This window comes from Rhizobium sophoriradicis (assembly GCF_025200795.1).
In the GTDB taxonomy this organism is placed as follows: Bacteria; Pseudomonadota; Alphaproteobacteria; order Rhizobiales; family Rhizobiaceae; genus Rhizobium; species Rhizobium sophoriradicis.
This window is the reverse complement of the sequence record NZ_CP104152.1, coordinates 915,832-942,375: the sequence shown is the minus strand read 5'-3', so window position 1 is coordinate 942,375 and position 26,544 is coordinate 915,832. Positions and strand designations below refer to the sequence as shown.

Below are 26,544 nucleotides of genomic sequence, written 5' to 3'. Positions count from 1 at the left end.
GCGGTGGCGCGGCGGAGCACACGAGGCTGCAAGGCCGCGGGGGATGACATGGCGTAATGCCAAGGGGAGACGATCTGGTATACGCCCGCGATCATGGCGGCGCTATGTCCTTTATGGCAAAGCAGCTTTGACGAGAGAGAAAAGCACATCACGTTTGCTTGCATCGGCCTCATGCTTCGTGAAGAGCTTGCGCCGCAGGCCACCCGGCCCTACCTATCAATCATGACCTCCGCCCTCGAGAAAAACCGGCCCGGTGCGGCCTTCGCCTTCGACAACAGCTATGCCGGCCTGCCGCAACGCTTTTTTGCGGCGCAAGTGCCGACGCCCGTGGCGGAGCCGTGGCTGATCAAGCTCAACGAACCGCTGGCCGCCGAGCTCGGGCTCGACGTCGAGACGCTGCGGCGCGACGGCGCGGCGATCTTTTCCGGCAATCTCGTTCCCGAAGGGGCGCAACCGCTGGCCATGGCCTATGCCGGCCATCAGTTCGGCGGCTTCTCGCCGCAGCTCGGCGACGGCCGGGCGATCCTGCTCGGCGAAGTGGTCGACCGGAGCGGCAGGCGTTTCGACATCCAGTTGAAAGGCGCCGGACCGACGCCCTTTTCGCGCCGCGGCGACGGGCGGGCGGCGCTCGGACCGGTGCTCAGGGAATACATGATCAGCGAGGCTATGTTTGCGCTCGGCATTCCGGCGACGCGAGCGCTGGCGGCGGTGACGACGGGCGAGCCGGTCTACCGCGAAGAGGTGCTGCCGGGCGCCGTCTTCACCCGGGTCGCAGCCAGCCATATCAGGGTCGGTACATTCCAGTTCTTCGCCGCCAGGGGCGATACCGACGGCGTGCGGGCGCTTGCCGATTATGTCATCGACCGGCATTACCCCACCCTGAAAGAAGCCGACAATCCCTATCTCGCGCTGTTCGAGGCAGTCTCCGAGCGCCAGGCGGCGCTGATCGCCCGCTGGCTGCATGTCGGCTTCATCCATGGGGTGATGAACACGGACAATATGACGATCTCCGGTGAGACGATCGATTTCGGCCCCTGCGCCTTCATGGATGCCTATGATCCGGCGACCGTCTTCTCGTCGATCGACCAGCATGGCCGTTACGCCTATGCCAACCAGCCGGCCATCGGCCAATGGAACCTCGCGCGGCTCGGCGAAACGCTGCTGCCGCTGATCGACGCCGAGCCCGACGGCGCAGTCGATAAGGCGAATGGCGTGATCCGGGCTTATGGCGAGCGGTTCCAGGCGCATTGGCTGGCCGGTATGCGGGCGAAGATCGGCCTCGCCGGCAAAGAGGACGGCGATCTCGAACTGGTGCAAGCGCTGCTCTCACTGATGCAGGCGCAGGGCGCCGATTTTACCCTGACCTTCCGGCGGCTGTCGGATCTGACCGGCGATGACGCCCTGGAGACAGCCTTCGCCGCGAGCTTCCGGGAGCCGGATTCCTGCGGCACCTGGCTTGCGCAATGGCGCGAGCGGCTGTCACGCGATCGCCAAAGCGACGGCGAGCGCGCAGCCGCCATGCGCAGCGTCAATCCGGCCTTCATTCCGCGTAATCACCGGGTCGAACAGGCGATCGAGGCAGCGGTCGAGAACGGCGATTTCTCGCTGTTCGAGGCGCTGCTGAGGGTGCTCGCCAATCCCTACGACGACCAGCCGGATTTTGCCCCCTATAGCGAGCCGCCGAAGCCGCACGAGCGGGTGCTCGCGACTTTCTGCGGGACGTGAGCACGATTAAATCCCTATCGTTCGAGCCGGCGGCCGGCATTCCTACAACCGGACCGTGATTTCACGCTGCGGCAAATGCAGCCGTTGAAAGGCATCTCTCTCGCGCTATCTGGCTGACCGGTGGGGCTTTTCCGCCCCTCCTTCACCCGGCGGACCTCAACGGGAGACAGCCTTATGGCGATCGTTATCACCTCCATCCTCTTCATCATCATCGGGCTGGCGCTCGGTGGCGGCGGGTTCTGGCTCGTCACGCTCGGCGGCAGCCTCTTCTATCTGTTCGCCGGCCTGATGTTTCTGATCACCGCCGGCCTGCTGCTGATGCGCAAGGCGGTGGCGCTCTGGGTTTATGCGGTGCTCGTCGTCGCAGCACTCGCCTGGGCGGTGTGGGAGGTCGGTTTCGACTGGTGGCAGCTCGGACCGCGCGGCGGCATGATCATCCTGCTCGGGCTCTGGCTGCTGACGCCGTGGATCCGCCGGCCGCTCGGCTTTCGCAGCCCGACGGGCATAACCTACGGCGCCAACCCCTGGCCGCTTGCCGTGCCCGTTGTTCTCGCCATCGCCGTCGCCCTCTATTCGATGACGACGGATCCGCACGATCTTGCCGGCGACCTGCCTAGGGATGAGGTCGTGGCCAGCCCCGCCTTCGGCGGCAGCGTGCCGGATGGAGAATGGCATCAGTACGGCCGCACGCCGTTCGGCCAGCGTTATTCGCCGCTCGACCAGATCACTGCCGAAAACGTCTCCACCCTCAAAGAGGCGTGGCGATATCAGACCGGCGACGTCAAACGGCCGGAGGACATCAGCGAGACCACCTATCAGGTGACGCCGCTCAAGGTGAAGGACACGCTCTATCTCTGCACGCCGCATAACTGGGCGATCGCGCTCGACGCCAAGACCGGCAAGGAGAAATGGAAATATGACTCCAATTCCGGCATGAACCCCAACCGGCAGCACCAGACCTGCCGCGGCGTCACCTATTATGCCGATCCTGAAGTCGCCGCCGGCCAGCCCTGCGCCGAGCGCGTCTATCTGCCGACCTCGGATGCCCGGCTGATCGCGCTCGACGCCGCGGACGGGAAGGTGTGCACCAGCTTTGCCGATCAGGGCGTACTGCATCTCGAAACCGGCATGCGCTTCAACCCGGCCGGCTATTATTATTCCACCTCGCCGCCGGTCGCGGTGGCCGGCAAGATCATCATCGGCGGGGCGGTGAACGACAATTACTCCACGCAGGCGCAGTCGGGCGTCATCCGCGCCTTCGACATCAAGACCGGCGCTCTGGTCTGGAACTGGGATTCCGGCAATCCCGATGTGACGACGCCGATCGCGGCCGGCCAGACCTACACGACCAATTCGCCGAACAGCTGGTCGGTCTTCAGCGTCGACGAGGCGCTCGGCATGGTCTACATCCCACTCGGCAATCAGGTGCCCGACCAGCTCGGCATCAACCGCAGCGACAATGTCGAGAAATTCTCCTCCTCTATCGTCGCCCTCGATATCGCCACGGGCCAGCTGCGCTGGGTGCGCCAGACGGTGCACCACGATCTCTGGGACATGGACGTCCCGGCCCAGCCGGCGCTGATCGACCTGACGAAAGAAGATGGCAGCGTCGTTCCCGCCCTGGTCGGCCCGACCAAGCAGGGCGATCTCTACGTGCTCGATAGGCGCAGCGGCGAGCCGATCATCCCGGTCAAGGAAATCCCGGCCCCCGGCGGCGCGATCTCGGGCGATCATACCTCGCCGACCCAGCCGATCTCCGACCTCACCTTTTCGCCCGAACCGCTCAAGGAAAAGGACATGTGGGGGGTGTCGCTGTTCGACCAGCTCGTCTGCCGCATCGATTTTCACCGCTACCGCTATGAGGGCCGCTATACGCCGCCGTCACTCGAAGGGACGATCGTCTATCCCGGCAATTTCGGCACCTTCAACTGGGGCAGCGTCGCGGTGGATCCGGAACGGCAGATCATGTTCGGCATGCCGACCTATCTCGCCTTCACCTCGCGCCTGGTGCCGGCTGCCGAGATTCCGCCACGCGGCCAGGACGAGAAGGGCAGCGAACAGGGGCTCAACCGCAATGACGGCGCGCCCTACGGAGTCTTCATGGGCCCCTTCCTCGGCCCGCTGCAGATCCCCTGCCAGGCGCCGCCATGGGGCTATGTCACGGGCGTCGATCTGCGCACCGGCAAGATCGCCTATATGCACAAAAACGGCACCGTGCACGACATGACGCCGCTTCCGCTGCCCTTCAAGGTGGGCGTGCCCGGCATTGGCGGGCCGATGCTGACCAAAGGCGGCGTCGCCTTCTTGAGCGCCGCCGTCGACAACTACCTGCGCGCCTATGACGTGACAAATGGCCGAGAACTCTGGCAGGCGCGGCTTCCCGCCGGCGGCCAGGCGACGCCGATGACCTATACGACTGACGACAACAAACAATATGTCGTCATGGTCGCCGGCGGCCACGGCTCGGTGGGCACCAAGCCCGGTGATTATGTGATTGCTTATACGCTGCCGTGATGGAGGAGTTGCCGTTCCTTCGGAGAAAGACCCCTCCCCAACCCCTCCCCACAAGGCTATGGCATTCACACATTTAGAATTGCCTATGGAATGGCGTTCTGATTCTCTTGCTGCAAGCAGGAGAATTGAGCGATGGATGATTTGAGCCTGGGGCGGTTTGGCGACCGTCGCCTGGAAAAAGGGGGGCGTTCTTGCTGGAGCGCCTTATTGCGACGGCCGGCCAGGGAATGCGGGTGCGCAAGCTCGGCGGCAATCGGGCCGGAGAGATCCGCTTGACCCGGTTCTTACGCAATGGAGCGGTCGATCCGCAGGCGATGATCGATGAAGCGGCCTTGCGCACGGCCGGCCGCTGCGCGGATCGGCACATCCTGGCCATTCAGGATACGACGGTGGTCCGTTCCAGCGGCGGTGGCGGTCTTTATCTGCATGCGATGATCGGGGTCGACGCCGACGATGGCGCGATCGTCGGGGCGATCCATGGACAGTTTCTAAGCCGCGACCAGGGCAAGCGCGGCACCCAGCGGGCGCGTGCGATCGAAGAGAAGGAGAGCTATCGCTGGCTGGAGGGCGCCGACCGGGCGGCTGAGGTTTGCGCAGCGGCGCGCCACATCACCGTCATTGCCGACCGCGAAAGCGATATCTACGAGGCCTTCACCCGCAGGCCTGCCAATGTCGACCTTGTCGTGCGCGCCGCCAAAGACCGCAGTTTCGGCAAAGACCAGCCGTCGCTATTTGCCATGGCCGATGCCTTGCCGGTTGCGGCAAACCTTGCCTTCACCCTGCCGGCCAAGCCGGGCCGCAAGCAGCGCGACACGCAATTGGCGATCCGCTTCAGCCCGGTGACATTGCTGCCCCCGAAGAACGGCATCTACAGGAAGACCCCGGATGGGGTGCGTCTTTTTCTGGTGGATGTGCGCGAGACCGCCGCACCACCGGGCGAGACGCCGATCCATTGGCGGCTGCTGACGACCTACGCGGTGTCGGATGCCGACCAGGCGGTGGCGGTCATCGCCCTTTATCGCCGCCGCTGGACGATCGAGCAATTGTTCCGCACCCTGAAGACGCAGGGCTTCGACATCGAAGGCCTGCGCATCGAGGACGCGGGGGCGCTGAGCAATCTGGTGACGGCCGCCTTCGTCGCCGCCGTCATCGTGCAACAACTGGTGCATGCCCGCGACGGCGCCCCACCCGGCAGCACCTTGCGCCCCATCGAAGACGCCTTCGAGCCGAGCGACCGGCCGCTGCTGGAAGCCTTCTGCGCCAAGCTTCAGGGCAACACCGCCAAACAGAAGAACCCGCATCCCAAAGGGTCGCTGGCCTATGCCGCCTGGGTCTGCGCCCGCCTCGGCGGATGGACCGGCTACTACGGCAAGCCTGGGCCAATCGTCATGCTCGACGGATGGCAGCAGTTCCAGGCCGCCAAACGCGGCGTAGACCTCCTCTTATCAGCTTTCGACAATGTGTGAATCTAATAGCCCCACAAGGGGGAGGAGCTACCGTGCCGCGCCCGTCACATTTCATTTCTGACGATACCGCATGTGGCAGCGCATTTTGGTGCGGGAGCGCGCCGCAGCTTAGCCCCTCCCCCTTGTGGGGAGGGGTTTTCACCCGCACTCCGGACAGCCGTCGCATCTTTCCTATTTCAAACCATCTCCACAATCATCCGTCCCACCTCGGCAAAGACCGGGTTCAGCTCCTTCACCGGCACGGTCGCCTCGGCGATATAGACGGCGGCGACGATCGGGCCGCGGTCGGGGGGCCAGATGACGGCGATGTCGCCGAGGGAGCCGTTCGGGCCGGTGCCGGTCTTATCGCCGACCTTCCAATCGGCCGGCAGGCCGGCTCTCAGCCGCTCCTTGCCTGTCGTGCTTGCCACCAGCCAGTTGATCAGCCTGTCGCAGGAGGCTTCGGTCAGCACCGAGCCGAGCGTCAGGTTGCCGAGCGTATCGAGCATCGCAGCCGGGGTGGTCGTGTCGCGCGGATCGCCCTTCCGGCCCTCGTTCAGCGTCGGTTCGGTGCGGTCGAGACGCGTCGTGCCGTCGCCGATCGAGCGCAGCCAGTCGGTCAGCCCGGCAGGCCCGCCAAAACTTTCGAGCAGCAGGTTGCCGGCGGTGTTGTCGCTGACCGTCACCGCCGCATCGCAGAGTTCGGCGATCGTCATGCCGTCGGCGCCTGCGTGTTTTTCGCTGATCGGCGAATAGTCGACAAGCTTGTCCTTGCCGTAGGTCACCCGCCGGTCGAGGCTCTCGTCACCCTTGTCGACGCGGGCCAGCACGAAGCCGGCGGCCAGCGCCTTGAAGGTGCTGCACATCGGAAAGGCTTCGCTGCCGCGATAGCCGAAGGAGATGCTGGTCTGGGTGTCGAGCACCGAGACGCCGAGGCGCCCGCCGGTGCGTTTTTCCAGCTCGGCCAGGCGGCGCTCGACATTGTCGTCGCCCTCCTCGCTCTTCTCCTCGGCATTGACGGGAAACGTGAGGGCAGGCAGGCACAAAGCCGAGCCGATCAGCATGCGGCGGGTAAGGCTGAGATCCATGAAATTCCTCCGGCGGTGAGGAGGACAGAGCTAAGGCGCGATTGCGGCGGCATCTCGTCATCGCGGCGGCGTCCGCACTGGAATTATGCCGCCCGCGTCACCTCGACCGTCACATGCGACAATTCCGACAGCGCCGAAAGCCGAGCCTTGTAGAAGGCCGGATCGCGCGGCTCGGGGGTGAGGATCGCGACGATCGCGGCATGGTGGCCGGGGCCGACCTGCCAGACATGCAGATCGGTGATCCGGTCTTCCTCCGTCTCGATCGCCTCGCGAATGTCAACCGGCAGCGTCTCGCCGTGCGGGACGACGTCGAGAAGGATGCCGCCCGAGGATTTCATCAGGCTCCAGGACCAGTTGGCGATGACCAGGCCACCGACTATGCCCATGATCGGATCGAGCCAGAGCCAGCCATAGAGGCTGCCGAGCGTCAGCGCCGCGATGGCAAGCACGGAGGTCAGCGCGTCGGCGACGACATGCAGATAGGCGGCGCGGATATTGTTGTCGCCGGTTTTACCGTGGTGGGCATGGTCGCCATGCCCGTGATCGTGATGGCCCCGATGGCTATGCCCGTGATGGTCATGTCCGTGATGGCCATGCCCGTGATGAGCGTGATGACCGTGGTCGTGGCCGCCGCCGGCGAGCAGCCAGGCACTGGCGAGATTGACGGCAAGGCCGATCACCGCGACCGCAATCGCCTGGGCAAAGCCGATCGGCACCGGATTTACAAGCCGCAGCCAGCTCTCCCATGCCATCAGCAAAGCAATCAAAGCAAGAATGATGGCGCTGGCAAAACCGGCGAGATCGCCGAGCTTGCCGGTGCCGAAAGTGAAGCGCGGATTGCGCGCCTGACGGCGGGCGAAGAGATAGGCGAGCGCCGAAATCAGCAGCGCGCTGGCATGGGTCGACATGTGCCAGCCATCGGCCACGAGGGCCATGGAGCCGTAGATCGTGCCGGCGAAGATTTCGGCCACCATCATCAGCGTCGTCAGTCCGATCACCAGCCAGATCCGCAGCTCATTGCGCTGATGGTCGGCGCCGAGGAAGACGTGATCGTGTTCGAGGGCGGTCATCTGGGCTTTCCCGATCCCGGCATTCATTCCAGGCTCCTTCTCTCATCAGCGGATATAGGTTCGCAACACTTCCGAAATTTCCTCGACCGCCTCGGCCCGTGCCGCGTCATCGGCGGCATTCAGCACATGCTCGCGCAGGTGATCGTCCAGCACCTCGCCGGTCAGTCCGCTCAAAGCGCCGCGGATCGAGGCCAGCAATTGCAGGATTTCGCCGCAGGGGCGCTCGGCCTCGAGCGCCCGCTCGACCGCCTCCATCTGCCCCTTCAGGCGGCTGATGCGGGCGATGAGCTTCTTTTTCTGCAAAGTGGTATGGGACATGGTCGGCCTTCTATAACATAGGGGGGTATACTACCAAGCGCACGGACTGACATCAACGAGCGTTACAGCGTGTTGAGCGCCACGCTCCAACGCCATTGACAAATGCCGCGTTTGCGGCGATTGATGCGCCATGATCAAAAACGTGCACCAGAGCCGCTCGTATTTTTGGCTGTACCTGTAAAGGGCGGCCGGACAGATCATATTGTCAACAAGCCGCCGTCAGGCGGCTTTGTTGTATCGGCAGCGTCCTGACGGCAGATTATCAAAGGACGCGAAGACCATGACCGAAATGGAAGACAGCGAAATCTCACTGATGCGCCCATCGGTGGTGACGATCCGCACCGCCAAGCCGCGCGACCTGCCCGAACTCAACGACATGATCGCCCTGCTTGCCGCCCATCACGGCGACGCGGCGGCGACGACGCCGGAGCAGCTCGAGCGCGATCTGTTCGGCCCCCTGCCCTGGATCCAGGCTCTCGTTGCCGAGACCGGCGAAGGGCTGATCGGCTACGCCATCCTCGTGCCGCTCTACAGGGCGCAGGAGGGAAAACGCGGCATGGACCTGCATCACCTCTTCGTGCGCGACGGCCATCGCGGCCACGGCACCGGTCAGTTGCTGGTCGACCGGGCCCGCGAAACCGCCCGCAATGCCGGCTGCGGCTACCTCTCCGTCAGTGCGGCGACCGGCAACGTGCTGGCGCACCGCTTCTACGAACAGCTGGATTTCACGCCGCGGCCGGTGACCGGCATGCGCTACATGCAGTCGATCGCTTAGGGTGGCACGAAGGTCCACATTCCTGGCTCGATGGAGCGGGAGCGGGTTAAGCTTGCCAGCTGGAGCGGCGCGCATCTATTCAGACGTAGGGTGGGGTTCGGATCGAGTCGGACGGGCCCCGCTTCAGGACTGCTGATACTTTATCAAATCGCGTTAGGAGCATTCATGGCTGATTTCAAACTTCATTGCTTCGCTCTCTCCGGGAACTCTTACAAGGTCGCACTCTTCTTTGCGCTTGCCGGCATGGAATGGGAAAGCATTTTCGTTGATTATCTGGGCGGCGAAACGCGTACTGAAGAATGGCGAAAGACGATCAACGAACAGGGCGAAGCGCCGGTGCTCGAACATGGCCAAGCGAAGATCAGCCAATCGGGAGTTATCCTGGACTACTTGTCAGAGGTGACAGGCCAATTTGGGGCGCAGACGGCCGAAGAACGACGCGACATCATGCGTTGGATCCTCTTCGACAATCATAAATTCACCAGCTATTACGCGACGCTGCGGTTCATCTATGGCCTTCAGAAGAGCGGCGAGACGCCCGTCGTCGAGTTCCTAAGGCTGAGAGCCAAAGCTGCCTATGCGATCGTTGACGAACACTTGGCCCATGGTCGGCGACCGGCTGACGATCGCAGACCTCTCTTTGGCGGGCTACGCCTTCATGCCGGAGGATACCGGAATCGATCACAGTGCCTTTCCGGCTATCGCAGCCTGGAAAGATCGCATCAGCAGCATGCCGGGCTGGCGCCATCCCTATGATCTCATGCCTGGTCCCACTTCCCTATAACAGGGAGATCGACCTTGCAAATGCAGCGGCCGCAAAAACCGCTGCACAGTCTTGCGCGACCAGGCATTAACGCCCCGGCACAGCCTTCAGATAGGCGGCAATCGCTTCGCGGTCGGCGGCCGGCAGGCGGGCCATGTTCTGCTGGACATCGACCATCGAGCCGCCGACACTATCGAAATCGGGGGTGAAGCCGGTTTCGAGATAGCTGGCGATATCGGCCTCGCTCCAGCCGCCGATGCTTTTCGACGCCGGCGTGATATTGGGTATGCGGCCCCTGCCTTCCGGATTGGGCGCGCCGGCGAGCCACTGATCGGCTTGGAACCCGCCGAGCGCATCGCGGGGCGTGTGGCACTCGCCGCAATGGCCGGGGCCTTCAACGAGATATTGGCCGCGCTTGATCTTGTCGTCGCTTTTCGAAAGAGTCACGCGCGGCTGATCGTTGAAATAGAGGAATTTCCAACCACCGAGCGCCAGCCTAATGTTGTAGGGGAACGGCAGCTCATGCGGAGCCGCGACGTTGGCGCTCTTCGGCAAGGTTTTCAGGAAAGCGAAGAGATCGTTGACGTCCTTGTCGCTCATGCGGGAATAGGAGCCATAGGGAAAGGACGGGTAGAGATGCTCACCGTCCGGTCCGACGCCGCGCTTCATCGCATTGCCGAATTCGGCCAGCGTCCAGGCGCCGATGCCGGCTTTTTCATCGGGTGAGATACTCGGCACGTGGAAGGTGCCGAAAGCGCTCTTCAGCGCCAGCCCGCCCGAAAGCGTCAGCTTCGCATCGCCTTCGGAACCGGGGGCTGAATGACAGCTGACGCAGCCGCCCGCCCAGAAGACCATCTCACCGTTGGCAGGATCCGGCGCGCCGAGGCCGGCCCAGTGGCTCTCCGGCAGCGGATCGGGCGCGGTCACCAGATAGAAGGCGGCACCGCCGAGGACGGCGATGCCGATCAGACAGAGCAGTAACCGGATGAACCTGCGGATCATGCCCCGCCTCCCTTTTTTCCGAGACTTCCCCGAGCGGATATCAAGACGATCCGCGTCGGCGGCAAGGCCGGCGCGGATCGCATATAAGGACCAGATCAAAACGGCCTATCGCTCACTTGCTGAGGCGATAGGCCTTGTGACAGCCGGCGCAATTGGCCCCGAGCGTGTTCATCGTGGCGCCGACGGCGGCGGCATCGGCCGGAAGCTGAGCCAGCGCGGTTTCGGCATCGGTGGAGAGCTTCGCGGCGCGCGCCTTGAAGTCGTCCATGTTTTCCCAGACCTTCGGGCTCACCGCTTCGTCGCCCGTCTCCGTGCCCGGCTTGAACTGATCGGGGAAAACCTTGGCGGTTGTGGCAATCGTCGTCAGCGCGGCTTTCACCGCCTCGGCGTCATAGGGCTTCTCGCCCTTGGCGATGCCGGCCAGCGCGCCCGCCGAACCCCCGATCTTCTTCATCAGCGCCGCGCGCGAATCATGCGTGCCTTCGGCGGCGGTCACCGAGCCGAAGGCCATGCCGGCCATCGCTGCAGCGGCAGCTACTGCTTTCCAATTCATTTTTCCTCTCCATTTCTCTTCGGCCAAGGCGGCCGGTGGCCAATCTGCACCGGGAGCATGCCAAAATCCATGGCGCAAGGCAGTCACGTTTTGCCGGATCACCATAAAAACAATGTGATAAACAGCGAACGGACCCGGGGCGGGCCAGTGCCAGACAGGCCGACGCCGCGTTAACCCAACCCGGCAATCCTATACGTCCGGCAGTCTCGTTGCCAGGAAATCGATAAGGACTCGTGCAGCCATCGGCAGGTGCTTTCGGGAAACATAAAGAGCATGGATGCCAAGCGTGGCCGGCTGCCATGCCGGCAGGACGACCACCAGATTGCCTGTCCGAACCTCCTGATCGGCGGCAAAACGCGGCAGCATGGCGATGCCGAGACCAGACAGAGCGGCACGGCGCAGGGCGACAGCGTCATTGGTCTGGAAGGTTCCTTGCACTGAGATGACGATCTGAGAGTCGAAATTCCTCAGCGACCATTCCGTTCCTCCAAGGTGGGTGTAAGTGAGGCACCTGTGGCCGCCGAGATCCTCCGGTCCTGTCGGAATTCCGTATTGCTCGAGATAGCGCGGCGAGGCGTAGAGCAGCGACGAGCATTGTCCGAGCCGTTTTGCGATCAAGGATGGATCCATGCGGTTGGCGATCCTTATCGCCAGATCGATGCGATCCTGCACGAGGTCGATCGTCCGATCGGAAATCTGTAAATCGACCTTGATGCGCGGATAGACGTCGGCAAAATCGGCAAGAAGGGGAATGAGCTGCGCCTCGGCGAGGATGGCGGGCGCTGTCACCCTGAGAAGACCGTGCGGAGTCTCTGCATGGCTTGCGACCTCCGTCACCGCGTCGGCAACACGGACGATGTCCCGACACATGTCGAGAACGCGTTCGCCCGCCGATGTCAGGCTGAGCTGTCGCGTCGTGCGGTGGAGAAGTCGCGTTCCCGACCAGTCTTCCATGGCCGCGATGTAGCGCGACGCCATCGCGCGGGACATGCCCAATTCTTCGGCTGCAGCTGAAGCGCTGCCGCGCTCGACAGTCTTCAAGAGCACTTTCGCCGCAATGATCCGATCCATCTATTCGCTCGATCTATGCAACATTCTGTCGATCATAGTGACGTTTATCTTTGATACGCGCAACATTATATCTTTCTTGAACACAGGGAGATCGCAGTGACCACCGACATCGAACTTCAATATTTCTTCGACCCCTTCTGCGGCTGGTGTTACGCAAGCGCTCCGGCGCTGGCGGGTCTTGCCGACCAATTTTCAGATCGTCTCAGGATGCTTCCCTCCGGCCTTTTCATCGGCGCAAGGCCGATCTCGTCGATATCAGATCACGCATGGCGCAACGACCAGAGGATCCAGGCTCTCACCGGGCAGCGCTTTTCCAAGGAATACCACCAGAACGTCCTGCTGGCGCCGAACGGCGTTTTCGACTCGGGACCTGCGACACTTGCGCTCACTGCGCTCGGCGAACACTCCACGCAACTCGAACCCCGTTTCCTGCATGCGATCCAGATCGCGCGTTATGTCGAGGGCCGCGATACTACCGACATTCAGGAAGTTGCGATGGTCGCCGCCAAGGTGGCTGCCGAGCATGGCATCGAACTGACTGCCGAGGTCTTGGCTGAGAGGCTCCGGAACGACGCCGATCTCAGGAAGCGCACGCTGGAGCGGATGGAAGAGACCCAGCGTCAGATGGACGTCCTCGGCATTCGCGGCGTCCCGCAGCTCGTCGCCCTCATCAACGGCGAGGCCCACATCCTTAGCGGCGAGGCGCTCTATCAAGGTCCGGCTCGGCTTGCCGCAGCGCTCGACGAGCTCTGCGCAGCCGCCTGAAACATCAATCCCAACCAGGAGTATCATCATGAAAATCGCTCTTATCGGAGCCTCCGGTCAGGCCGGCTCCCGCATCCTGTCGGAATTGTCGGCTCGCGGCCATAGCGTCACCGCGATCGCCCGAGATCCCGCTAAGGTCGCCTCTCTGCCTGATGTCACCGCCGCCTCCGGCGACATCGCCGCACCTGAAGCTCTAGCGAAGGTGTTGGAGGGTCATGACGCAGTCATCAGCTCGGTGCATTTCTCCGCCAGCGATCCGGACAAGCTGATCGGCGCCGTCAAGGCCTCCGGCGTTCGCCGCTACTATGTGGTTGGCGGGGCGGGCAGCCTCGAAGTCGCTCCAGGCGTTCTCCTGGTGGATACGCCCGAGTTCCCGGCGATCTACAAATCCGAAGCGCAGGGCGGCGTCGACTACCTCAATAAGCTCAAGGGTGAACACGACCTCGACTGGACCTTCCTGTCCCCTTCGGCCGCATTCGTCCCCGGCGAGCGCACCGCAGCTTCCGCCTCGGCAAGGACGAACTGCTGACGAACGAACACGGCAGCAGCATTTCCTTCGAGGACTTCGCCGTTGCGCTCGTTGACGAGATCGAAGCTCCTGCCCACGTCAGGCAACGGTTCACCGTCGGGTACTAATCCAACCCAGGCCGCGAGTTCCGGCCGCCCCGACGCGCGTGGCAATATCGCGCGCGCCGGGGCGGGCGTAAAAGAAGATTTGCTTTCCCACTATCAGTGACGGCGACAAGGGACAGCCGGCTCAGGCGCTTTTCCAGCCCTGCCAAAGGCTGAGGGCGGAGACGGCGACCAGGAGCAGTCCGGCGCAGCGGCCGACAAAGGCCGTCGCATCGGGGTTTCCGACGAGAAGATCACGGCTGCGGCCGGCGGTCATCGCCAGCGTGCCGTAAATGGCGAACTGCGTCGCGATCGTCATGGCGCCCATGATCAGGCCCTGCATCCAGACCGGGCCATATTCCGGTTTCAGGAACTGCGGATAGACGGCGAACATGAAGATATAGGCCTTGGGATTGACCAGACAGGTGACCGCGCCCTGGCGGAAAGCGCGCCAGCCGGAGCCCGCCGTCGCCGGCCCGACCGCCTCGACGGTGATCGAGCTGCGCATCAGCGAAATGCCGATCCAGATCATATAGGCGACGCCGGCAAAGAGCAGCACGTTGAACAGTTGCGGCAGCATGGTGACGAGCACACCGACGCCGGCCGCGCCATAGGCCGAGTGCACGGCGCCGCCGGCCATGATGCCGCCGGTCGCGGCCAGCCCCCGCCGGATGCCGCCGGTCAGGGAGTTGGCGAGCACGAAGAGCATATCCATGCCCGGCACGATGATGATGCCGAACAGAAGGGTGAAGAAGAGCCAGAGGTTTTCATGGTAGTTCATGTCAGTTACCGCCTTGCCGCTGCATGGGTCGCTTTGAAAGACCCTGATTGATTTCAATCCGATAGGCGGCTCTATACGGGAACCCAACTGACAGGGTATTGTCAGGAGCGTAAGGGATGGGAGAGGCAAAATGCGCAAGGCCTCGCGGCTTTTCGAGATCATTCAGATCCTGCGACTCGCCAGAAAACCGATGACGGCGGCTAAGATGGCCGAGACGCTCGAGGTGACCGTGCGCTCGATCTATCGCGATATCGCCGCACTCCAGGCGATGCGCGTGCCGATCGAGGGCGGGCGCGGCATCGGCTATATCATGCGGCCCGGCTTCGACCTGCCGCCGCTGATGTTTTCGATCGAGGAAATGGAGGCGATCGTGCTGTCGCTGGCGCTGCTCGAACGCACCGCCGACGAGGAACTGAAGCAGGCCGCGCGCCGGGTCAACCAGAAGATATCAGGCGCCGTGCCGGCGCCGCTGCGCCAGGCAATGGACAATAAGGTGCTTTATGCCTGGGGTTCGACCGCGCAGCCGGCCGGCTTCGACCTTGCGATCGTGCGCCGGGCGATCCGCGACGAACGCAAGCTGATGCTCGGCTACCGCGACGAACTTGGCCGCGGAAGCGAGCGGACGATCCAGCCGATCGCGCTGATCTACTATTCGCAGACCGCCAACATCGTCGCTTGGTGCGAACTGCGCCAGGCGATCCGCAATTTCCGCAGTGACCGGGTGGAGCGCTGCGCGGCGGGTGAGGATTTTTTCAAAGGTGACGGTGACAGACTGCGGGAATTGTGGACGAGCGGCTGGGCGGAGAAGGCTGTGTCGGGGTGATGCGTGGTTTGCAGACAACTATCTGGAGAAGGTCGCGACGTCTCGACTCCCTCTTCTCCCCAGCGGGGAGAAGGTGCCCGTAGGGCGGATGAGGGGGCCGGCGAAGCCGGTCTTTCCAACAACGCCCATGCGGATTTCGATCGCGCTGGCATCGTCTCAACCAAGTTCAGGGCGCGGGGAACGGCGTTACCGTCGGCGTGGCGGAATAGATTTTAGGTGAAAGATGTGCCGTGTGGCCCCCTCATCCGCCTGCCGGCACCTTCTCCCCGAGGGGAGAAGAGGACATGCCGCGACATCTCCGTTCCTCGCGCCCTCGTGCGAGGCTCGCCCCCTTTCCCGCAAGTGGGGATCCGTAGACCAAGCCCGAGCATGACGAGGTTGGGGCCGACTTTATCGGCAGTCTCTCCCAGGCCTAAAAAGCCAGCGTCCGGCTGTCCTCGCGCCCGAAGCCGCGGATTTCGAGGCGATCGGGGTGGACCTCGACGATGGCGAAGGCGTTTTCGGCCTCGGTGTCGACCACGCCCTTGAAATTGACGAAGTGGCAGGCGCCGGCCATGCCGTAATTGCCGACATGGTCGTGACCGTTGAGGTAGGCGACGACATTGCGCTCAGAGGCGAGCAGCGCGACGATGCGTTCGCTGTCCCACATGCCGTGTTCACTGGGCGGATAGACGGGATAGTGATTCATGACGATCACCTTTTCGCCGGCCCCGCCCGCTTTGGCGATTTCATCGGCCAGCCAGGCGAACTGCGCGTCGCTCAGCGCGGCATTCCAGCGATGGGCATTGCTGGCGCCGTTCTCCTCCAGCTCGGCCAGCATTTGCGCGGCCAGCGCTCGATGCGGATGGCCCTCGGGCGGCGCGAAGGTGCTGACCTCGTTGCCGTCGAGCACGATGAAGCGCCAGCCGTGACGGCAGAAACTGTAATAGGGCGACAGCATGCCGAGACGTGCGGCGACTTCGGAGAGATGTCCAGCGGAGACGGAGAAATCATGGTTGCCAAGCAGGAAGAGCGCCTCGTGCCTCAGCTTCTCATAGACCGGCAGGATCTCGTCGAAGCTTGAAAAGCTGCGGTCGATGACATCGCCGAGCGTCATGACGAAGCTCAAATCCCAACCGTTGAAGATCTCGATCGCCTCGGCGACCTTGGCGAGGCTGTTGGCATAGTAACGGCCCATGGCCGCATGCGGGGGGATGGCCGCATATTGAGGATCGGCGATGATGCCGAAGCGGAACAGGGGAAGAGCGGAAGAGGACATGGGGCGTGATTAGGAGCGGCCGGTGACAGGGATGTGACGAGCTTGAAAACAAACACCCGGCGTTCGGAGGAACGCCGGGTGCAAAAAAAGAGGCTGAGAATCGCCGTCGATGGCGGCGAGCCTGGTGCCGCTTACTTCGTGGCTTCTTCGTAGCGTTCCAGGACGTAGTCCCAGTTGATCAGGCTGTCGATGAAGGCTTCGAGGTATTTCGGGCGGGCGTTGCGATAGTCGATGTAATAGGAGTGTTCCCAGACGTCGACGCCGAGGATCGGGGTGGCGCCGTGAACGAGCGGGTTTTCGCCGTTCGGGGTCTTGGAGATTTCGAGCTTGCCGTTCTTGACGGAAACCCAGGCCCAGCCGGAGCCGAACTGGGTGGCGCCGGCATTGGCGAAATCGGCCTTGAACTTGTCGTAGCCGCCGAGATCGGAGGCGAAAGCCGCTTCGAGCTTGCCCGGCAGCTTATTGCCGCCGCCGCCCTTTTTCATCCACTTCCAGAAATGGATGTGGTTGTAGTGCTGGGCGGCGTTGTTGAAGAGGCCGGCGTTGGTGCCGAAGGACTTCTTGACGACGTCTTCGAGCGACAGATCCGAAAGGCCGGCTTCAGCGGCGAGCTTGTTGCCGTTGTCGACATAGGCCTTATGGTGCTTGTCGTGGTGAAACTCCAGCGTTTCCTTCGACATGAAGGGGGCAAGGGCTTCGTAATCATAGGGAAGTTCAGGCAATTCGAAAGCCATGTCAGATCTCCTCTTGGCAATAGATTGCGTCATCGGCAGGTGAGGCGGAACATAGGAGGGGAACGGGGGAGAGGCAACCGGCGAAATATCAAAAAACGACCGGCCGGAGGAAAATTTGCCTCAGTTTCAGGGCTGGATTCGAGCATGCAAATCGACCGGCAGGCCGCCGCGAAAACCGCTTACCGGCGACAGACATCAATGGAGAGCTTGACATGAACAGGAATATAATCCCGCTTCTCGCCATGGCCGCGCTTCCGTTTCTTGCGGCTGCGGCGGGTGCCTCTTCGGACGAGGCCTGGAAACAGCTGGCCGCCGACGTGGAAGCCAAGTGCAGGAAGGCCGCGGTCGGAATCGAGAAGCCAGTTGCCGCCGTCGACCCCTTCGGCACATCACATTACGGGCTCGCCCTGGTGACGGGAAAGCCGAAGGGCGCCAAGGGGCTCGTCGTCCAGATCTGCGTCTATGACAAGCAGGAGAAGTCGGTCGAGATCGGCAGCGCGATGGATGCCAAGAAACTTGGGCTGACCTTGGCTAAATAGTCGGTCGCCGTAGCTGTTGTGACTTCCGTCGCATTCCGAGCGGAACCCGAGCCTACCCTTGCGAGTTGAAGTTCCGGGTTTTTACAGCGTCGGGCGTCTGTGAGAGGCGTCGAGGCGCTCTATGTTTGTGATAAATGCATGATCCTTTTCAAAAATTGATTCCGATCTTGGGGTTGTGCGCAGGGAGGTTTAGACATGTCGGAGCTTCGCAAGCGGGCGGAAGATCAGCAGAAAATCTATCAGCGCTGGGCACCGGTCTATGATCGCGTCTATCGCGGCATCCTGCGCGACGGCCATCGCAAGCTTGCCGCGCTTGCCGCCGCGGCCGGCACCGATATTCTGGAAATCGGCACCGGCACCGGCCTGACGCTCGCCCATTATCCCAGCCGTTGCCAGGTGACCGGCATCGACATTTCCGAACATATGATCGCCCGGGCGCGCGAGAAGGTGCGTCGCGAAAACCTTCAGCATGTGCAGGCGCTCGAGGTGATGGATGCGCATGCGCTGCGCTTTGCCGACCAGTCCTTCGACGTGGTTTGTCTGCCCTTCGTCATCACGCTGATTCCCGAGCCCGAGCGGGCGCTCGACGAGTGCGCCCGGGTGCTGCGGCCGGGGGGCGAGATCATCCTCGCCAGCAAGCTCGGCGACGGCGCCGGCCTGCAGGGGGCGATCGAAGCGGCGGTGGCGCCGCTGGTGCGTCACATCGGCTGGTCTTCCGCCTTCCGCATCCATCGCATCCTCGCCTGGGCCGAGCGTCGCGGCGATTTTTCGGCGACCGATATTCTGCCGGTCTTTCCGAACGGCTTTTTCAAGATCGTCCGGCTGAAGCAGCGCGGACTTTCCGCCTGAGCAAAAGTTTTTTCCCGCATCGCGGATTCTGATGCTACCGTTCGTCTGAGGGGACCGCATGACATCGGATATCTTCTTCTTCATCGCCGTTGGCTTCTGCGCGCAGATCGTCGATGGCGCACTCGGCATGGCCTTCGGCGTGCTGTCGACGACAAGCCTGCTGGCCTTCGGGGTTCCGGCGGCCAATGCCAGCGCCATGACGCATGTGACGGAAATGTTCACGACGGCGGCGTCCGGCCTCTCGCATGCCTATCACCGCAATGTCGACTGGCGGCTGGTGGCGCGGTTGGCGCCTGCCGGCATGATCGGCGGCGCGATCGGGGCTTATCTGCTTGCCAATATCGACGGCAAGGTGATCGAGCCCTTCGTATCGGCCTATCTGATCGCGATAGGCCTGCTGATCCTCTACAAGGCCTTCCGGCCGCAGATCAGGCGCGAGGTGCGCGACTGGGCCGTGCCGCCCGTCGGCTTTTTCGGCGGTGTTCTCGATGCGATCGGCGGCGGCGGTTGGGGTCCTGTCGTCACCAGCACGCTTGTCGGGCGCGGTCACGACCTGAAGCGGGTGATCGGCTCGACCAATTTCACCGAATTCGCCGTGACCCTGACGATTTCGGTCACCTTCGTCGTGACGCTCGGCTGGTCTGAGCTCAACTCGGCGATCGGCCTCATCATCGGCGGTGTCATCGCCGCCCCCTTCGGCGCCATTCTCGTCAAGCGGCTGCCGGTGCGGGCGCTGATGGTGGCGGTCTCGATGGTCATCATCACGACGTCGGCGCTGCGGATCTTCTAGAACTTCGAAGGCTCAGAGATTGCGGCCGAAATAGACCTCCACGGCGGCGATCCTGTCACCGCGAAAACGAAGGCTTTCCATGTTGCCGAAGCTCGTGCCGCCCAGTTTTTCGGCACGGTAGCGAACAGCAGCCTCGTCGCCGTTTACCGCCAAAAATTCGATGTGGATGGCGCCGAAGAGCGGCTCCTTCGGCCAGCAGCGTTCGAAATAAGTGGCCCGGTCGATATGATCGTCGCGCGGACTAGAAAAGGTGAAATCCTCCGTCGACATGGCGCCGACTTTGTCCTTGCGGTCATCCAGATAGGCGGCGTAGAGATCGCGGACGGTCTGCTGCCTCGTGCGCACATCATTCATGGCAATATCCTCCGATAAACCGATTGCATATCGCAATCAGTTTAGCACGTTTACCTCAAATGATCCAGTTTCGGCGCAATCGCGCCCTCGTGATCGAACCGCCGAGGCAGGAATGACCGATAGGCAATTGGACGCGGCGAGCATTGGGACAGGCTCGATCTACTGGAAGCGCAATCTCGCCGTTTCGCTGATCGGCTCCTTTACCACGATCGTGGCGATGACGCTGCTGCTTCCCTTCCTGCCGCTCTATGTAAGGGAACTCGGCGTGGCGGATCATGCGGCGATCGTGCAATGGTCGGGCATCGCCTATGGCGCCACTTTTCTTGCCGCGGCTCTCGTCGCGCCGCTGTGGGGGCGGCTCGGCGACATTTACGGCCGCAAGCTGATGCTGGTGCGCGCCAGCCTCGGCATGACGCTGGCGATCTCGCTGATGGGAATGGCCGGCGATATCTGGCAGCTAGTGGCGCTGCGGCTGTTCGTCGGGCTTGCGGGCGGCTATTCCTCCGGCTCGATGGTGCTGGTGGCGACGCAGACGCCGAAGGACCGATCGGCCTGGGCGCTCGGCGTGCTCTCTTCCGGCATCATGGCCGGCAATCTCGTCGGGCCGCTCCTTGGCGGAGTGCTGCCGCCTGTTATCGGCATCCGCGGCACGTTTTTCGCCGCCGGCGGCATGATCTTCCTTGCCTTTCTCGCCACTACCCTGCTGATCAAGGAGGAGAAATCGCCGGCCCGCAAACAGGCGGCCAAGGCGAGCGGCGGCTGGAAATCCATTCCCGACAAGCGGCCGGTCATCGCCATGCTGGCAACCGGCATGCTGTTGATGTTCGCCAATATGTCGATCGAGCCGATCATCACCGTCTATGTCGCGCAGATCGTGCCCATCGCAGCCCAGGTGACGATGATCTCGGGCCTCGTCATGTCGGCGGCCGCCCTCGGCAGCATTCTTTCCGCCTCCTGGCTCGGCAGGCTTGCCGACAGGATCGGCCACTGGCCGGTGATCTCGGGCGCGCTCGCCGTCGCTGGGCTGCTGTTGATCCCGCAGGCCTTCGTCACCAGTTCCTGGCAACTGATCGTCCTGCGCTTCCTGATGGGCGCCGCACTCGGCGGGCTGCTGCCCTGCATTGCCGCCGTGATCCGCCACAGCGTGCCCGATAGTGCGGCCGGCAGCATTCTCGGCCTGTCCGTCTCCTCACAATATGTCGGCCAGGTGGCCGGTCCTATCCTCGGCGGCTTTGTCGGCGGGCATATCGGCATGCGGGCGGTTTTCCTCGGCACATCGGTGCTGCTGGTCGCGGGTGCTGCCTATGCCTGGCTGGTGCGGCCCAGAAAGATCGAGGCCGGATCGGGCTCAGCTTCGCGCGCTACCGCAGATCAGCTCGACGCCTGAACGGGCGATTGCCTCAAGCGTCTCGCGGCTGTCGCCGGCGCGGGCGCGTACGGCGAGCGAATGCATGACGGCCGAGGCAAGCCTTGCCAGCATCTGCGGATCGGCGCTCTCGGGAAGCTCGCCGCGTTCGACGGCAAGGCGCATGCGCCTTTCGATCTCGCCGTCGAAATCGCTGAGACTGCGGCCGAGCACTTCGCGCACCCGCTCGCGCTCGACGGCTTCGACCGTCGCCGTGCCGATCAGCAGACAGCCGCGCGCGGCGGTTTCGCCATGCAGATAGACCGCCAGCGCACCGGCATAGACGCGGGCGAGATTGTCGCGCAGCGGAAGTGACGGATCGAGTGCCTCGGCCAGCGCATCCATGCCGTCCTGCCGATAGGCCTCCAGCGTATCGAGATAGAGATCCTCCTTGTCGCCGAAGGCGCCGTAGAGGCTCGGACGGTTGAGGTTGGTCGCCGCGCTGAGATTATCGAGCGAGGCTGCGGCAAAGCCCCTGTCCCAGAAGACGTCCCGGGCCTTGCCAAGCGCTGCCTTGGCATCGAAAGCCCTCGGGCGGCCTCGCTTCCTCTCATCCTTCATATTTTGTACCGTTTCGCATTAAAATCTTGACGCAGGGTATTTTATGCGAAACAGTACAGATGTTCAACGCCATTGACAGGCGGCAACAGACCGCCTCCTCGGAGAAGGAACTCGCTATGAAACTGTATATGAACGCCGCGGCCTGCTCGCTTTCGCCGCATATCGTCTGCCGTGAGCTGGGGCTCGATATCGAACTCGTCGAGGTCGACCGGGAAACCCACAGGACGAGCGGCGGCGAGGACTATCTTGCCATCAACGGCAATGGCTATGTGCCGGCGCTGAGGCTCGATGACGGCAAGGTGCTGACCGAGGGGCCGGCGATCGTGCAGTTCCTCGCCGACAGCGTGCCGCACGGCACGGCGATGCTGCCCGAGCTCGGCAACCTCAGACGCAACGAGGTGCAATCCTACCTGAACTTCATCACCGCCGAGCTGCACAAGCCGATGGTGCTGCTCTTCAACCCGGCCTATGCGACCGTCCACCCGGAAATCCGCGCGCTGGTATCGAAGCGGCTCGCCTGGCTGAACGGCCGGCTTGCCGGACCCTACCTCACCGGCGAGGCCTTCACCGTGGCGGACGCCTATCTCTTCGTCTGCCTGAACTGGTCGCCCTGGATCGAGATCGATCTCAAGCAATGGCCGGCGCTGCACGGCTTCATGGCCCGCGTGGCGGCGCGCCCGAAGGTGCGCGAGGCGATGCAGGCCGAAGATCTCGAGGCCTTCGATGCCGGTGGCGTCTTCTTCGCGCCGCATGCCTATGTCGCCTCATCAGGGCGGACGGGCTCGCCGGTCAGGCCATAATAGCCGTCAGAGCGCGTTGACGGCCACCGGCAGCGCGCGCTTGTGGGCGGTGGCGCGATAGGCGGCGAGGATGCGGCGGCGGGCGATCTCGCCGACCGGCTTGCCTTCGAGGAAATCATCGATCTCGTCATAGGTAACGCCATAGGCCTCCTCGTCGGGGCGAAGCGGCCGCTGATCCTCCAGGTCGGCGGTCGGCACCTTGAAGACCAGTTCGTCAGGCGCGCCGAGCCGCTTGGCCAGCAGGCGGACGCGGCGCTTGTTGAGACCGGCGAGCGGCAGGATATCGGCGGCGCCATCGCCGAATTTGGTGAAGAAGCCCATGACCGCTTCGGCGGCATGATCGGTGCCGATGACAAGGCCGCCGAGCGCACCGGCCAAAGCGAACTGAGCAATCATCCGCTGGCGGGCCTTGATATTGCCGAGGATGAAATCCTGCCGGCCGGCGTCGGCGAAAGCCAGACCGCCCTTTTGAGCGGCGGCCAGCATCCCATCCGCAGCCGCCTTGATATTGATGACCATCGAGCGGTCGGCGCCGATCGTTGTAAGCGCCCTCTCGGCATCGGCCTCGTCAGCCTGGACGCCATAGGGAAGACGCACGGCAACGAACTCCACAGCATGACCGCTGTCGCGCAGCTCGCGCACCGCCTTCTGGGCGAGCAGCGCCGCGGTTAGCGAATCGACACCGCCGCTGATGCCGAGAACGTAGCTGCGCAGACCTGAGGCGACGAGATAATCCTTGAGGAAGGCGGTTCGCCGCGCGATCTCGCGCTCGGGATCGATCTCGGCGGCAACGCCCAGCTCGCGGATGATCTCGCCTTGTTCGTCGGACAGCAGGGTCATGGGTTCTTCCTCGGTTGTGGGGTTGGCGGCACTATGGCGGAAAGATATGGGGAAGCGAAGTCGTTTTGGGCAAGCCTTCCTGAGTTCCGGGCAAGTGGGCGGCGAGGCTTGAATAGGTCAAGAAGATAGACCGGTTTCGCCGGCCCCCTCATCCGCCCTACGGGCACCTTCTCCCCGAGCGGAGAAGAGGGAATCGAGAAGTTGCGGCATATCTCTTCTCACCTCGGGGAGAAGGTGCCGGCAGGCGGATGAGGGGGCCGCGTCGCATCATCTCACAATCGTAAAAAGCTCCACCGGATCCGCAAACCCCTTCAACCCATGCGCCCCGACCGACACCACATCCCCTGCCCCGGCCTCTTCGCAGAACGGCGCCGACATCAGCAGGGGCTCGCTCAATTCACTGCAGGCGGTCTGGATGCGGCTGACCAGATTGACGTCGCGGCCGATCAGGGTGAAGTCGAGACGCCGGCCTGAACCGACATTGCCGTAGCTGACTTCGCCATAATGCAGGGCGATGCCGGTGTTCACGCCGGTGCCGTCATACTGGAAATGGTCGATCTCATCGAGGATGGCGCGAGCCGATGCCAGGGCGGCGCCGCAGGTATGGGCCGCGGCATAACCCGGGAAGAAGGCAAGCACGGCGTCGCCCATGAATTTCAGCACTTCGCCGCCCTCTCGGGTAATGGCAGGGACGATCCTGTCGAAATAGGCATTGAGCAGCCCGAGCACGGTGCTTCCGGGCAGCCGGTTCGACAACTCGGTAAAGCCGCGCAGATCGCAAAGCAGCAGGGCGGCGTCCATCGACTCGATTTCGCCCTGGCGGATGCGGCCGGCAAGGATGCGGCTTGCGGTCAGCGGCCCGACATAGGTATCGAGCAGGCTGAGCTCGACCTGGCGAAGAATGCGCAGCTCGCTGGTGTTGCGCAGCGCCGGCAGGATGCGCTCGATCACCTGACGTTCGGAGTCGGTGAAGCCCACCGGCCGCCTCGTGGCAAAGACGGCAGCGCCGACCGGCCCATCGATATTGCAGAGCGGCGCGATGACAAGCTGCATCAGGCCGCGATCGGCGAAGACGTCGATATGCTGCCAGCGGCCGTGCACGTTTTCGCCAGGACCGACCACCAGCGGCTCCCGGGTTTCCATGACCTTGCGCAGCGGCGTATTGGCGAGCGCGACCCGCGCGCCATGTTCGCGGTCGTGGATCTCGACCGGCTCGCCCGGCGCCCAGGCAATGGTGCGGCCGACGAGCTCTGGATGCAGCGTCATCAGATGCAGGGTCATCCGGTCGACCGGCAGGCCGAGCGCCTGAAGCCTGCGGCCGAGTCCGGAGACGAGGCCCGCTTCGTCGAGCGCGTGGCATTCGTCGCCGGACAGCCATTCGATGATGGCGAGGAGCGCACCGGTGCTGACGGCTTTGGCCTGCCTTTCTGCAGCTGGAGCATAGATCGCAGTTGTCATGGCATCTCCTCCTTGAGGCAGGCGGTGCTAGTGAGCGCCGCCGCCGGAGAGTTGAGCGGGTTTCTTGAGAAGCAGGATCGCAAGCAGGGCGACGACGAGGGCGACGCCGAGCAGGAAGAACGCGTCGCTGAAGGCCATGATATTGGCCTGCTTGCGCAGCTTCAGAGCTATGGCGACGACCGCCTTTTGGCTGGCGGCCGCCTGGTCGCTGACGCCGTGGCTCATGAAATAGGCCGTCAGCTGGGCGATGCGATCGCGGGTGGCTTCCTCGAACACCGACACCGAGTGGGTGAGGATGTTCGAATGGAACTGCTCGCGCTTCGACAGGAACGTCTGCAGCAAGGCGATGCCGACCGCGCCCCCGAGATTGCGCATCATGTTGAAAAGCGCGGAAGCCGAACCGGCATTCTCCTGCTCGATGCCTGCGGTGGCGATGGCGGACAGCGGGGTGAAGACCAGCGCCTGGCCGACGGCACGGACGATGTTCGGCCAGAAGAGCTGGTCGCTCGCATAGTCGCCCGTCATATGCACGTTCATGAAATTCGACGCGGCGAAGAGGGCAAAGCCGATGATGATCAGCAGGCGCACGTCGAAACGCTTCATCAGGCGGGGCACCAGCGGGATCAGCACCAGCTGCGGAATGCCGGTCCATGCGAGAACCATGCCGATCTGCTCGGAATTGTAACCCTGTATCCGGGCGAGATAGATCGGCAGCACGAAGACCGAGCCGTAAAGCGCAATGCCGAGCAGGAAATTCGCGACGATGCCGAAGCCGAAGTTGCGACGGAGCAGCAGCCGGAGGTTCAACAGCGGCTGGGCCGCCTTCAGCTCAATGACCAGGAACAGCGTCAGCGAGACGGCGGCGATGACCGACAGGCGGAGGATGAAGTCGGAGCCGAACCAGTCTTCCTTGTTGCCCTCTTCCAGTACGGTCTGCAAGGCCGCCAGGCCGATCGCCATGGTGACGATACCCGGCCAGTCGCCCTTGGCGAGAAGCTTCAGGTTCATCGGCGCACGGTCGAGCGAAGCCCAGAGCAGGCCGACCATCAGCGCGCCCGGCACCAGATTGACGTAGAAGATATGCTCCCAGCCCCAGTTTTCGGTGAGGTAACCGCCGATCGTCGGGCCGATTGCCGGCGCGAAAGTGGCCGAAAGGGCAAAGAGGGCAAGGCCGACCGGCTGCTTGGCCTTGGGCAGAAGCGTGATGATGATGGTGAAGGCCATCGGGATCAGCACGCCGCCGGAAAAGCCCTGTATCGCACGCAGGATGATCATCTGCTGCAGATTGACCGCGAAGGCGCAGGCGACCGAGAAGATCAGGAAGAGGATGGCGTTGGCCAGCAGATAGTTGCGGAGCGAAAAGACCCGCGCCAGCCAGCCGCTGAGCGGAATGACGACGATCTCGGCGATCAGATAGGAGGTCGAGATCCAGCCGCCGTCATCCGTGCCGGCGCCGATGGCGCCCTGGATATCGGCAAGCGAGGCATTGACGATCTGGATATTGAGGACCGCCATGAAGGCGCCGAGCGTGGAGCCGACGACGGCCGCCCAGGTGCGCAGCGGGCTCATCTTTGCCGGTTGGGCAGGTGAAGCCGCGGCGGCGCGCACGAGCGAATTGCTGTTTGCGGCGATCTGAAGAGTGGCCATGACT

At 63.3% G+C, this 26,544-nt stretch carries 25 protein-coding genes and 2 pseudogenes; 13 read left to right on the top strand and 14 right to left on the bottom strand.

The annotated features are described in order from the left end of the window. Positions 1-222: 222 nt before the first annotated feature. The 3 genes from N2597_RS04645 to N2597_RS04635 all read left to right on the top strand — a co-directional run bounded on the left by N2597_RS04645 (position 223) and on the right by N2597_RS04635 (position 5,705). Positions 223-1,725 (top strand): protein adenylyltransferase SelO, encoded by a 1,503-nt coding sequence (locus N2597_RS04645; RefSeq protein WP_086156450.1) that lies wholly within the window; start codon positions 223-225, stop codon positions 1,723-1,725. Between the two features lie 174 nt (positions 1,726-1,899). After that, entirely contained in the window at positions 1,900-4,239 is a 2,340-nt protein-coding gene (locus N2597_RS04640; RefSeq protein ID WP_077994794.1) for a glucose/quinate/shikimate family membrane-bound PQQ-dependent dehydrogenase, read from the top strand. 191 nt (positions 4,240-4,430) lie between these two features. Beyond that, a complete protein-coding gene (locus tag N2597_RS04635; RefSeq protein ID WP_341356227.1) occupies positions 4,431-5,705 on the top strand; it encodes an IS4 family transposase in 1,275 nt (424 codons plus the stop codon). Positions 5,706-5,881: 176 nt separating this feature from the next. Here N2597_RS04635 and bla read toward each other — a convergent pair whose 3' ends face one another. The 3 genes from bla to dmeR form a co-directional block, all read right to left on the bottom strand. Beyond that, the gene (bla, locus tag N2597_RS04630) at positions 5,882-6,772 is read right to left on the bottom strand and encodes a class A beta-lactamase (protein WP_183599840.1); all 891 of its coding nucleotides are present in this window, start codon (positions 6,770-6,772) and stop codon (positions 5,882-5,884) included. Between the two features lie 83 nt (positions 6,773-6,855). Beyond that, the gene (dmeF, locus tag N2597_RS04625) at positions 6,856-7,869 is read right to left on the bottom strand and encodes a CDF family Co(II)/Ni(II) efflux transporter DmeF (protein WP_183599837.1); all 1,014 of its coding nucleotides are present in this window, start codon (positions 7,867-7,869) and stop codon (positions 6,856-6,858) included. An 18-nt stretch (positions 7,870-7,887) separates the two neighbouring features. After that, positions 7,888-8,160 carry a Ni(II)/Co(II)-sensing transcriptional repressor DmeR gene (gene dmeR, locus N2597_RS04620; RefSeq protein WP_039618663.1) on the bottom strand — a complete coding sequence of 91 codons (273 nt, stop codon included), beginning with the start codon at positions 8,158-8,160 and terminating at the stop codon, positions 7,888-7,890. 280 nt (positions 8,161-8,440) lie between these two features. Between dmeR and N2597_RS04615 the strand changes: the two genes are divergently transcribed. Next, entirely contained in the window at positions 8,441-8,935 is a 495-nt protein-coding gene (locus N2597_RS04615) for a GNAT family N-acetyltransferase (protein WP_096764209.1), read from the top strand. 165 nt (positions 8,936-9,100) lie between these two features. After that, a pseudogene (locus tag N2597_RS04610) lies at positions 9,101-9,719 on the top strand (glutathione S-transferase family protein). Positions 9,720-9,785: 66 nt separating this feature from the next. Here N2597_RS04610 and N2597_RS04605 read toward each other — a convergent pair. The 3 genes from N2597_RS04605 to N2597_RS04595 all read right to left on the bottom strand — a co-directional run bounded on the left by N2597_RS04605 (position 9,786) and on the right by N2597_RS04595 (position 12,324). Continuing rightward, a complete protein-coding gene (locus N2597_RS04605; protein WP_183599835.1) occupies positions 9,786-10,700 on the bottom strand; it encodes a c-type cytochrome in 915 nt (304 codons plus the stop codon). A gap of 112 nt (positions 10,701-10,812) precedes the next feature. Continuing rightward, positions 10,813-11,253 carry a c-type cytochrome gene (locus tag N2597_RS04600; protein WP_038687706.1) on the bottom strand — a complete coding sequence of 147 codons (441 nt, stop codon included), beginning with the start codon at positions 11,251-11,253 and terminating at the stop codon, positions 10,813-10,815. 189 nt (positions 11,254-11,442) lie between these two features. Continuing rightward, the gene (locus N2597_RS04595) at positions 11,443-12,324 is read right to left on the bottom strand and encodes a LysR family transcriptional regulator (protein WP_183599833.1); all 882 of its coding nucleotides are present in this window, start codon (positions 12,322-12,324) and stop codon (positions 11,443-11,445) included. A 96-nt stretch (positions 12,325-12,420) separates the two neighbouring features. Between N2597_RS04595 and N2597_RS04590 the strand changes: the two genes are divergently transcribed. Beyond that, positions 12,421-13,089 carry a DsbA family protein gene (locus N2597_RS04590; RefSeq protein WP_183599831.1) on the top strand — a complete coding sequence of 223 codons (669 nt, stop codon included), beginning with the start codon at positions 12,421-12,423 and terminating at the stop codon, positions 13,087-13,089. Positions 13,090-13,117: 28 nt separating this feature from the next. Then, positions 13,118-13,725 (top strand): annotated as a pseudogene (locus N2597_RS04585) (NAD(P)-dependent oxidoreductase). A 121-nt stretch (positions 13,726-13,846) separates the two neighbouring features. On the opposite strand, the gene N2597_RS04580 reads toward N2597_RS04585, so the two are convergent. Then, positions 13,847-14,482, bottom strand: coding sequence for a LysE family translocator (locus N2597_RS04580; protein WP_009995872.1), 636 nt, complete (start codon positions 14,480-14,482; stop codon positions 13,847-13,849). A 130-nt stretch (positions 14,483-14,612) separates the two neighbouring features. Here N2597_RS04580 and N2597_RS04575 point away from each other — a divergent pair, with 130 nt between their 5' ends. Continuing rightward, positions 14,613-15,305, top strand: a complete 693-nt coding sequence (locus N2597_RS04575; RefSeq protein ID WP_183599829.1) for a helix-turn-helix transcriptional regulator — start codon at positions 14,613-14,615, stop codon at positions 15,303-15,305. 412 nt (positions 15,306-15,717) lie between these two features. Here N2597_RS04575 and N2597_RS04570 read toward each other — a convergent pair whose 3' ends face one another. Together N2597_RS04570 and N2597_RS04565 are read right to left on the bottom strand one after the other, a co-directional pair. Further along, positions 15,718-16,563: a metallophosphoesterase gene (locus N2597_RS04570; protein ID WP_183599826.1), complete on the bottom strand. Its 846-nt coding sequence runs from the start codon at positions 16,561-16,563 to the stop codon at positions 15,718-15,720. Positions 16,564-16,694: 131 nt separating this feature from the next. After that, positions 16,695-17,297, bottom strand: a complete 603-nt coding sequence (locus N2597_RS04565) for a superoxide dismutase (protein WP_004672907.1) — start codon at positions 17,295-17,297, stop codon at positions 16,695-16,697. 212 nt (positions 17,298-17,509) lie between these two features. Here N2597_RS04565 and N2597_RS04560 point away from each other — a divergent pair, with 212 nt between their 5' ends. The 3 genes from N2597_RS04560 to N2597_RS04550 all read left to right on the top strand — a co-directional run bounded on the left by N2597_RS04560 (position 17,510) and on the right by N2597_RS04550 (position 19,475). Further along, on the top strand, positions 17,510-17,836 hold the full coding sequence (locus tag N2597_RS04560) for a hypothetical protein (RefSeq protein WP_183599824.1): 327 nt from the start codon (positions 17,510-17,512) through the stop codon (positions 17,834-17,836). A 195-nt stretch (positions 17,837-18,031) separates the two neighbouring features. After that, positions 18,032-18,685 (top strand): class I SAM-dependent methyltransferase, encoded by a 654-nt coding sequence (locus tag N2597_RS04555; RefSeq protein ID WP_183599822.1) that lies wholly within the window; start codon positions 18,032-18,034, stop codon positions 18,683-18,685. A gap of 58 nt (positions 18,686-18,743) precedes the next feature. After that, complete coding sequence (locus N2597_RS04550; protein ID WP_009995169.1) at positions 18,744-19,475, top strand: sulfite exporter TauE/SafE family protein; 732 nt, start codon at positions 18,744-18,746, stop codon at positions 19,473-19,475. Positions 19,476-19,487: 12 nt separating this feature from the next. Here the strand turns inward: N2597_RS04550 and N2597_RS04545 are convergent, their stop codons facing one another. Further along, the gene (locus tag N2597_RS04545; protein ID WP_183599820.1) at positions 19,488-19,829 is read right to left on the bottom strand and encodes a nuclear transport factor 2 family protein; all 342 of its coding nucleotides are present in this window, start codon (positions 19,827-19,829) and stop codon (positions 19,488-19,490) included. A gap of 112 nt (positions 19,830-19,941) precedes the next feature. Between N2597_RS04545 and N2597_RS04540 the strand changes: the two genes are divergently transcribed. After that, on the top strand, positions 19,942-21,216 hold the full coding sequence (locus N2597_RS04540; RefSeq protein WP_183599818.1) for a multidrug efflux MFS transporter: 1,275 nt from the start codon (positions 19,942-19,944) through the stop codon (positions 21,214-21,216). On the opposite strand, the gene N2597_RS04535 is transcribed toward N2597_RS04540, so the two are convergent. Next, entirely contained in the window at positions 21,178-21,795 is a 618-nt protein-coding gene (locus N2597_RS04535; protein ID WP_183599816.1) for a TetR/AcrR family transcriptional regulator, read from the bottom strand. The two genes, N2597_RS04540 and N2597_RS04535, sit on opposite strands and share 39 nt — an antisense overlap. Before the next feature lie 116 nt (positions 21,796-21,911). Here N2597_RS04535 and gstA point away from each other — a divergent pair, with 116 nt between their 5' ends. After that, complete coding sequence (gene gstA / locus N2597_RS04530) at positions 21,912-22,595, top strand: glutathione transferase GstA (RefSeq protein ID WP_038692364.1); 684 nt, start codon at positions 21,912-21,914, stop codon at positions 22,593-22,595. A gap of 6 nt (positions 22,596-22,601) precedes the next feature. On the opposite strand, the gene nadE is transcribed toward gstA, so the two are convergent. From nadE to N2597_RS04515, 3 genes are all read right to left on the bottom strand, one after another. After that, a complete protein-coding gene (nadE, locus tag N2597_RS04525; protein WP_183599814.1) occupies positions 22,602-23,435 on the bottom strand; it encodes an NAD(+) synthase in 834 nt (277 codons plus the stop codon). Between the two features lie 267 nt (positions 23,436-23,702). Beyond that, positions 23,703-24,893 carry an adenylate/guanylate cyclase domain-containing protein gene (locus N2597_RS04520; RefSeq protein ID WP_096764195.1) on the bottom strand — a complete coding sequence of 397 codons (1,191 nt, stop codon included), beginning with the start codon at positions 24,891-24,893 and terminating at the stop codon, positions 23,703-23,705. 27 nt (positions 24,894-24,920) lie between these two features. After that, entirely contained in the window at positions 24,921-26,540 is a 1,620-nt protein-coding gene (locus N2597_RS04515; protein ID WP_106795376.1) for an MDR family MFS transporter, read from the bottom strand. Positions 26,541-26,544 lie beyond the last annotated feature (4 nt).

What these genes read in the sequence shown, in the direction of transcription:
- N2597_RS04645 (WP_086156450.1), top strand. Translation starts at nt 223, where the DNA reads ATGACCTCCGCCCTCGAGAAAAACCGGCCCGGTGCGGCCTTCGCCTTC.
- N2597_RS04640 (WP_077994794.1), top strand. Translation starts at nt 1,900, where the DNA reads ATGGCGATCGTTATCACCTCCATCCTCTTCATCATCATCGGGCTGGCG.
- bla (WP_183599840.1), bottom strand. Translation starts at nt 6,772, where the DNA reads ATGGATCTCAGCCTTACCCGCCGCATGCTGATCGGCTCGGCTTTGTGC.
- dmeF (WP_183599837.1), bottom strand. Translation starts at nt 7,869, where the DNA reads ATGAATGCCGGGATCGGGAAAGCCCAGATGACCGCCCTCGAACACGAT.
- dmeR (WP_039618663.1), bottom strand. Translation starts at nt 8,160, where the DNA reads ATGTCCCATACCACTTTGCAGAAAAAGAAGCTCATCGCCCGCATCAGC.
- N2597_RS04615 (WP_096764209.1), top strand. Translation starts at nt 8,441, where the DNA reads ATGACCGAAATGGAAGACAGCGAAATCTCACTGATGCGCCCATCGGTG.
- N2597_RS04605 (WP_183599835.1), bottom strand. Translation starts at nt 10,700, where the DNA reads ATGATCCGCAGGTTCATCCGGTTACTGCTCTGTCTGATCGGCATCGCC.
- N2597_RS04600 (WP_038687706.1), bottom strand. Translation starts at nt 11,253, where the DNA reads ATGAATTGGAAAGCAGTAGCTGCCGCTGCAGCGATGGCCGGCATGGCC.
- N2597_RS04595 (WP_183599833.1), bottom strand. Translation starts at nt 12,324, where the DNA reads ATGGATCGGATCATTGCGGCGAAAGTGCTCTTGAAGACTGTCGAGCGC.
- N2597_RS04580 (WP_009995872.1), bottom strand. Translation starts at nt 14,482, where the DNA reads ATGAACTACCATGAAAACCTCTGGCTCTTCTTCACCCTTCTGTTCGGC.
- N2597_RS04575 (WP_183599829.1), top strand. Translation starts at nt 14,613, where the DNA reads ATGCGCAAGGCCTCGCGGCTTTTCGAGATCATTCAGATCCTGCGACTC.
- N2597_RS04570 (WP_183599826.1), bottom strand. Translation starts at nt 16,563, where the DNA reads ATGTCCTCTTCCGCTCTTCCCCTGTTCCGCTTCGGCATCATCGCCGAT.
- N2597_RS04565 (WP_004672907.1), bottom strand. Translation starts at nt 17,297, where the DNA reads ATGGCTTTCGAATTGCCTGAACTTCCCTATGATTACGAAGCCCTTGCC.
- N2597_RS04560 (WP_183599824.1), top strand. Translation starts at nt 17,510, where the DNA reads ATGAACAGGAATATAATCCCGCTTCTCGCCATGGCCGCGCTTCCGTTT.
- N2597_RS04555 (WP_183599822.1), top strand. Translation starts at nt 18,032, where the DNA reads ATGTCGGAGCTTCGCAAGCGGGCGGAAGATCAGCAGAAAATCTATCAG.
- N2597_RS04550 (WP_009995169.1), top strand. Translation starts at nt 18,744, where the DNA reads ATGACATCGGATATCTTCTTCTTCATCGCCGTTGGCTTCTGCGCGCAG.
- N2597_RS04545 (WP_183599820.1), bottom strand. Translation starts at nt 19,829, where the DNA reads ATGAATGATGTGCGCACGAGGCAGCAGACCGTCCGCGATCTCTACGCC.
- N2597_RS04540 (WP_183599818.1), top strand. Translation starts at nt 19,942, where the DNA reads ATGACCGATAGGCAATTGGACGCGGCGAGCATTGGGACAGGCTCGATC.
- N2597_RS04535 (WP_183599816.1), bottom strand. Translation starts at nt 21,795, where the DNA reads ATGAAGGATGAGAGGAAGCGAGGCCGCCCGAGGGCTTTCGATGCCAAG.
- gstA (WP_038692364.1), top strand. Translation starts at nt 21,912, where the DNA reads ATGAAACTGTATATGAACGCCGCGGCCTGCTCGCTTTCGCCGCATATC.
- nadE (WP_183599814.1), bottom strand. Translation starts at nt 23,435, where the DNA reads ATGACCCTGCTGTCCGACGAACAAGGCGAGATCATCCGCGAGCTGGGC.
- N2597_RS04520 (WP_096764195.1), bottom strand. Translation starts at nt 24,893, where the DNA reads ATGACAACTGCGATCTATGCTCCAGCTGCAGAAAGGCAGGCCAAAGCC.
- N2597_RS04515 (WP_106795376.1), bottom strand. Translation starts at nt 26,540, where the DNA reads ATGGCCACTCTTCAGATCGCCGCAAACAGCAATTCGCTCGTGCGCGCC.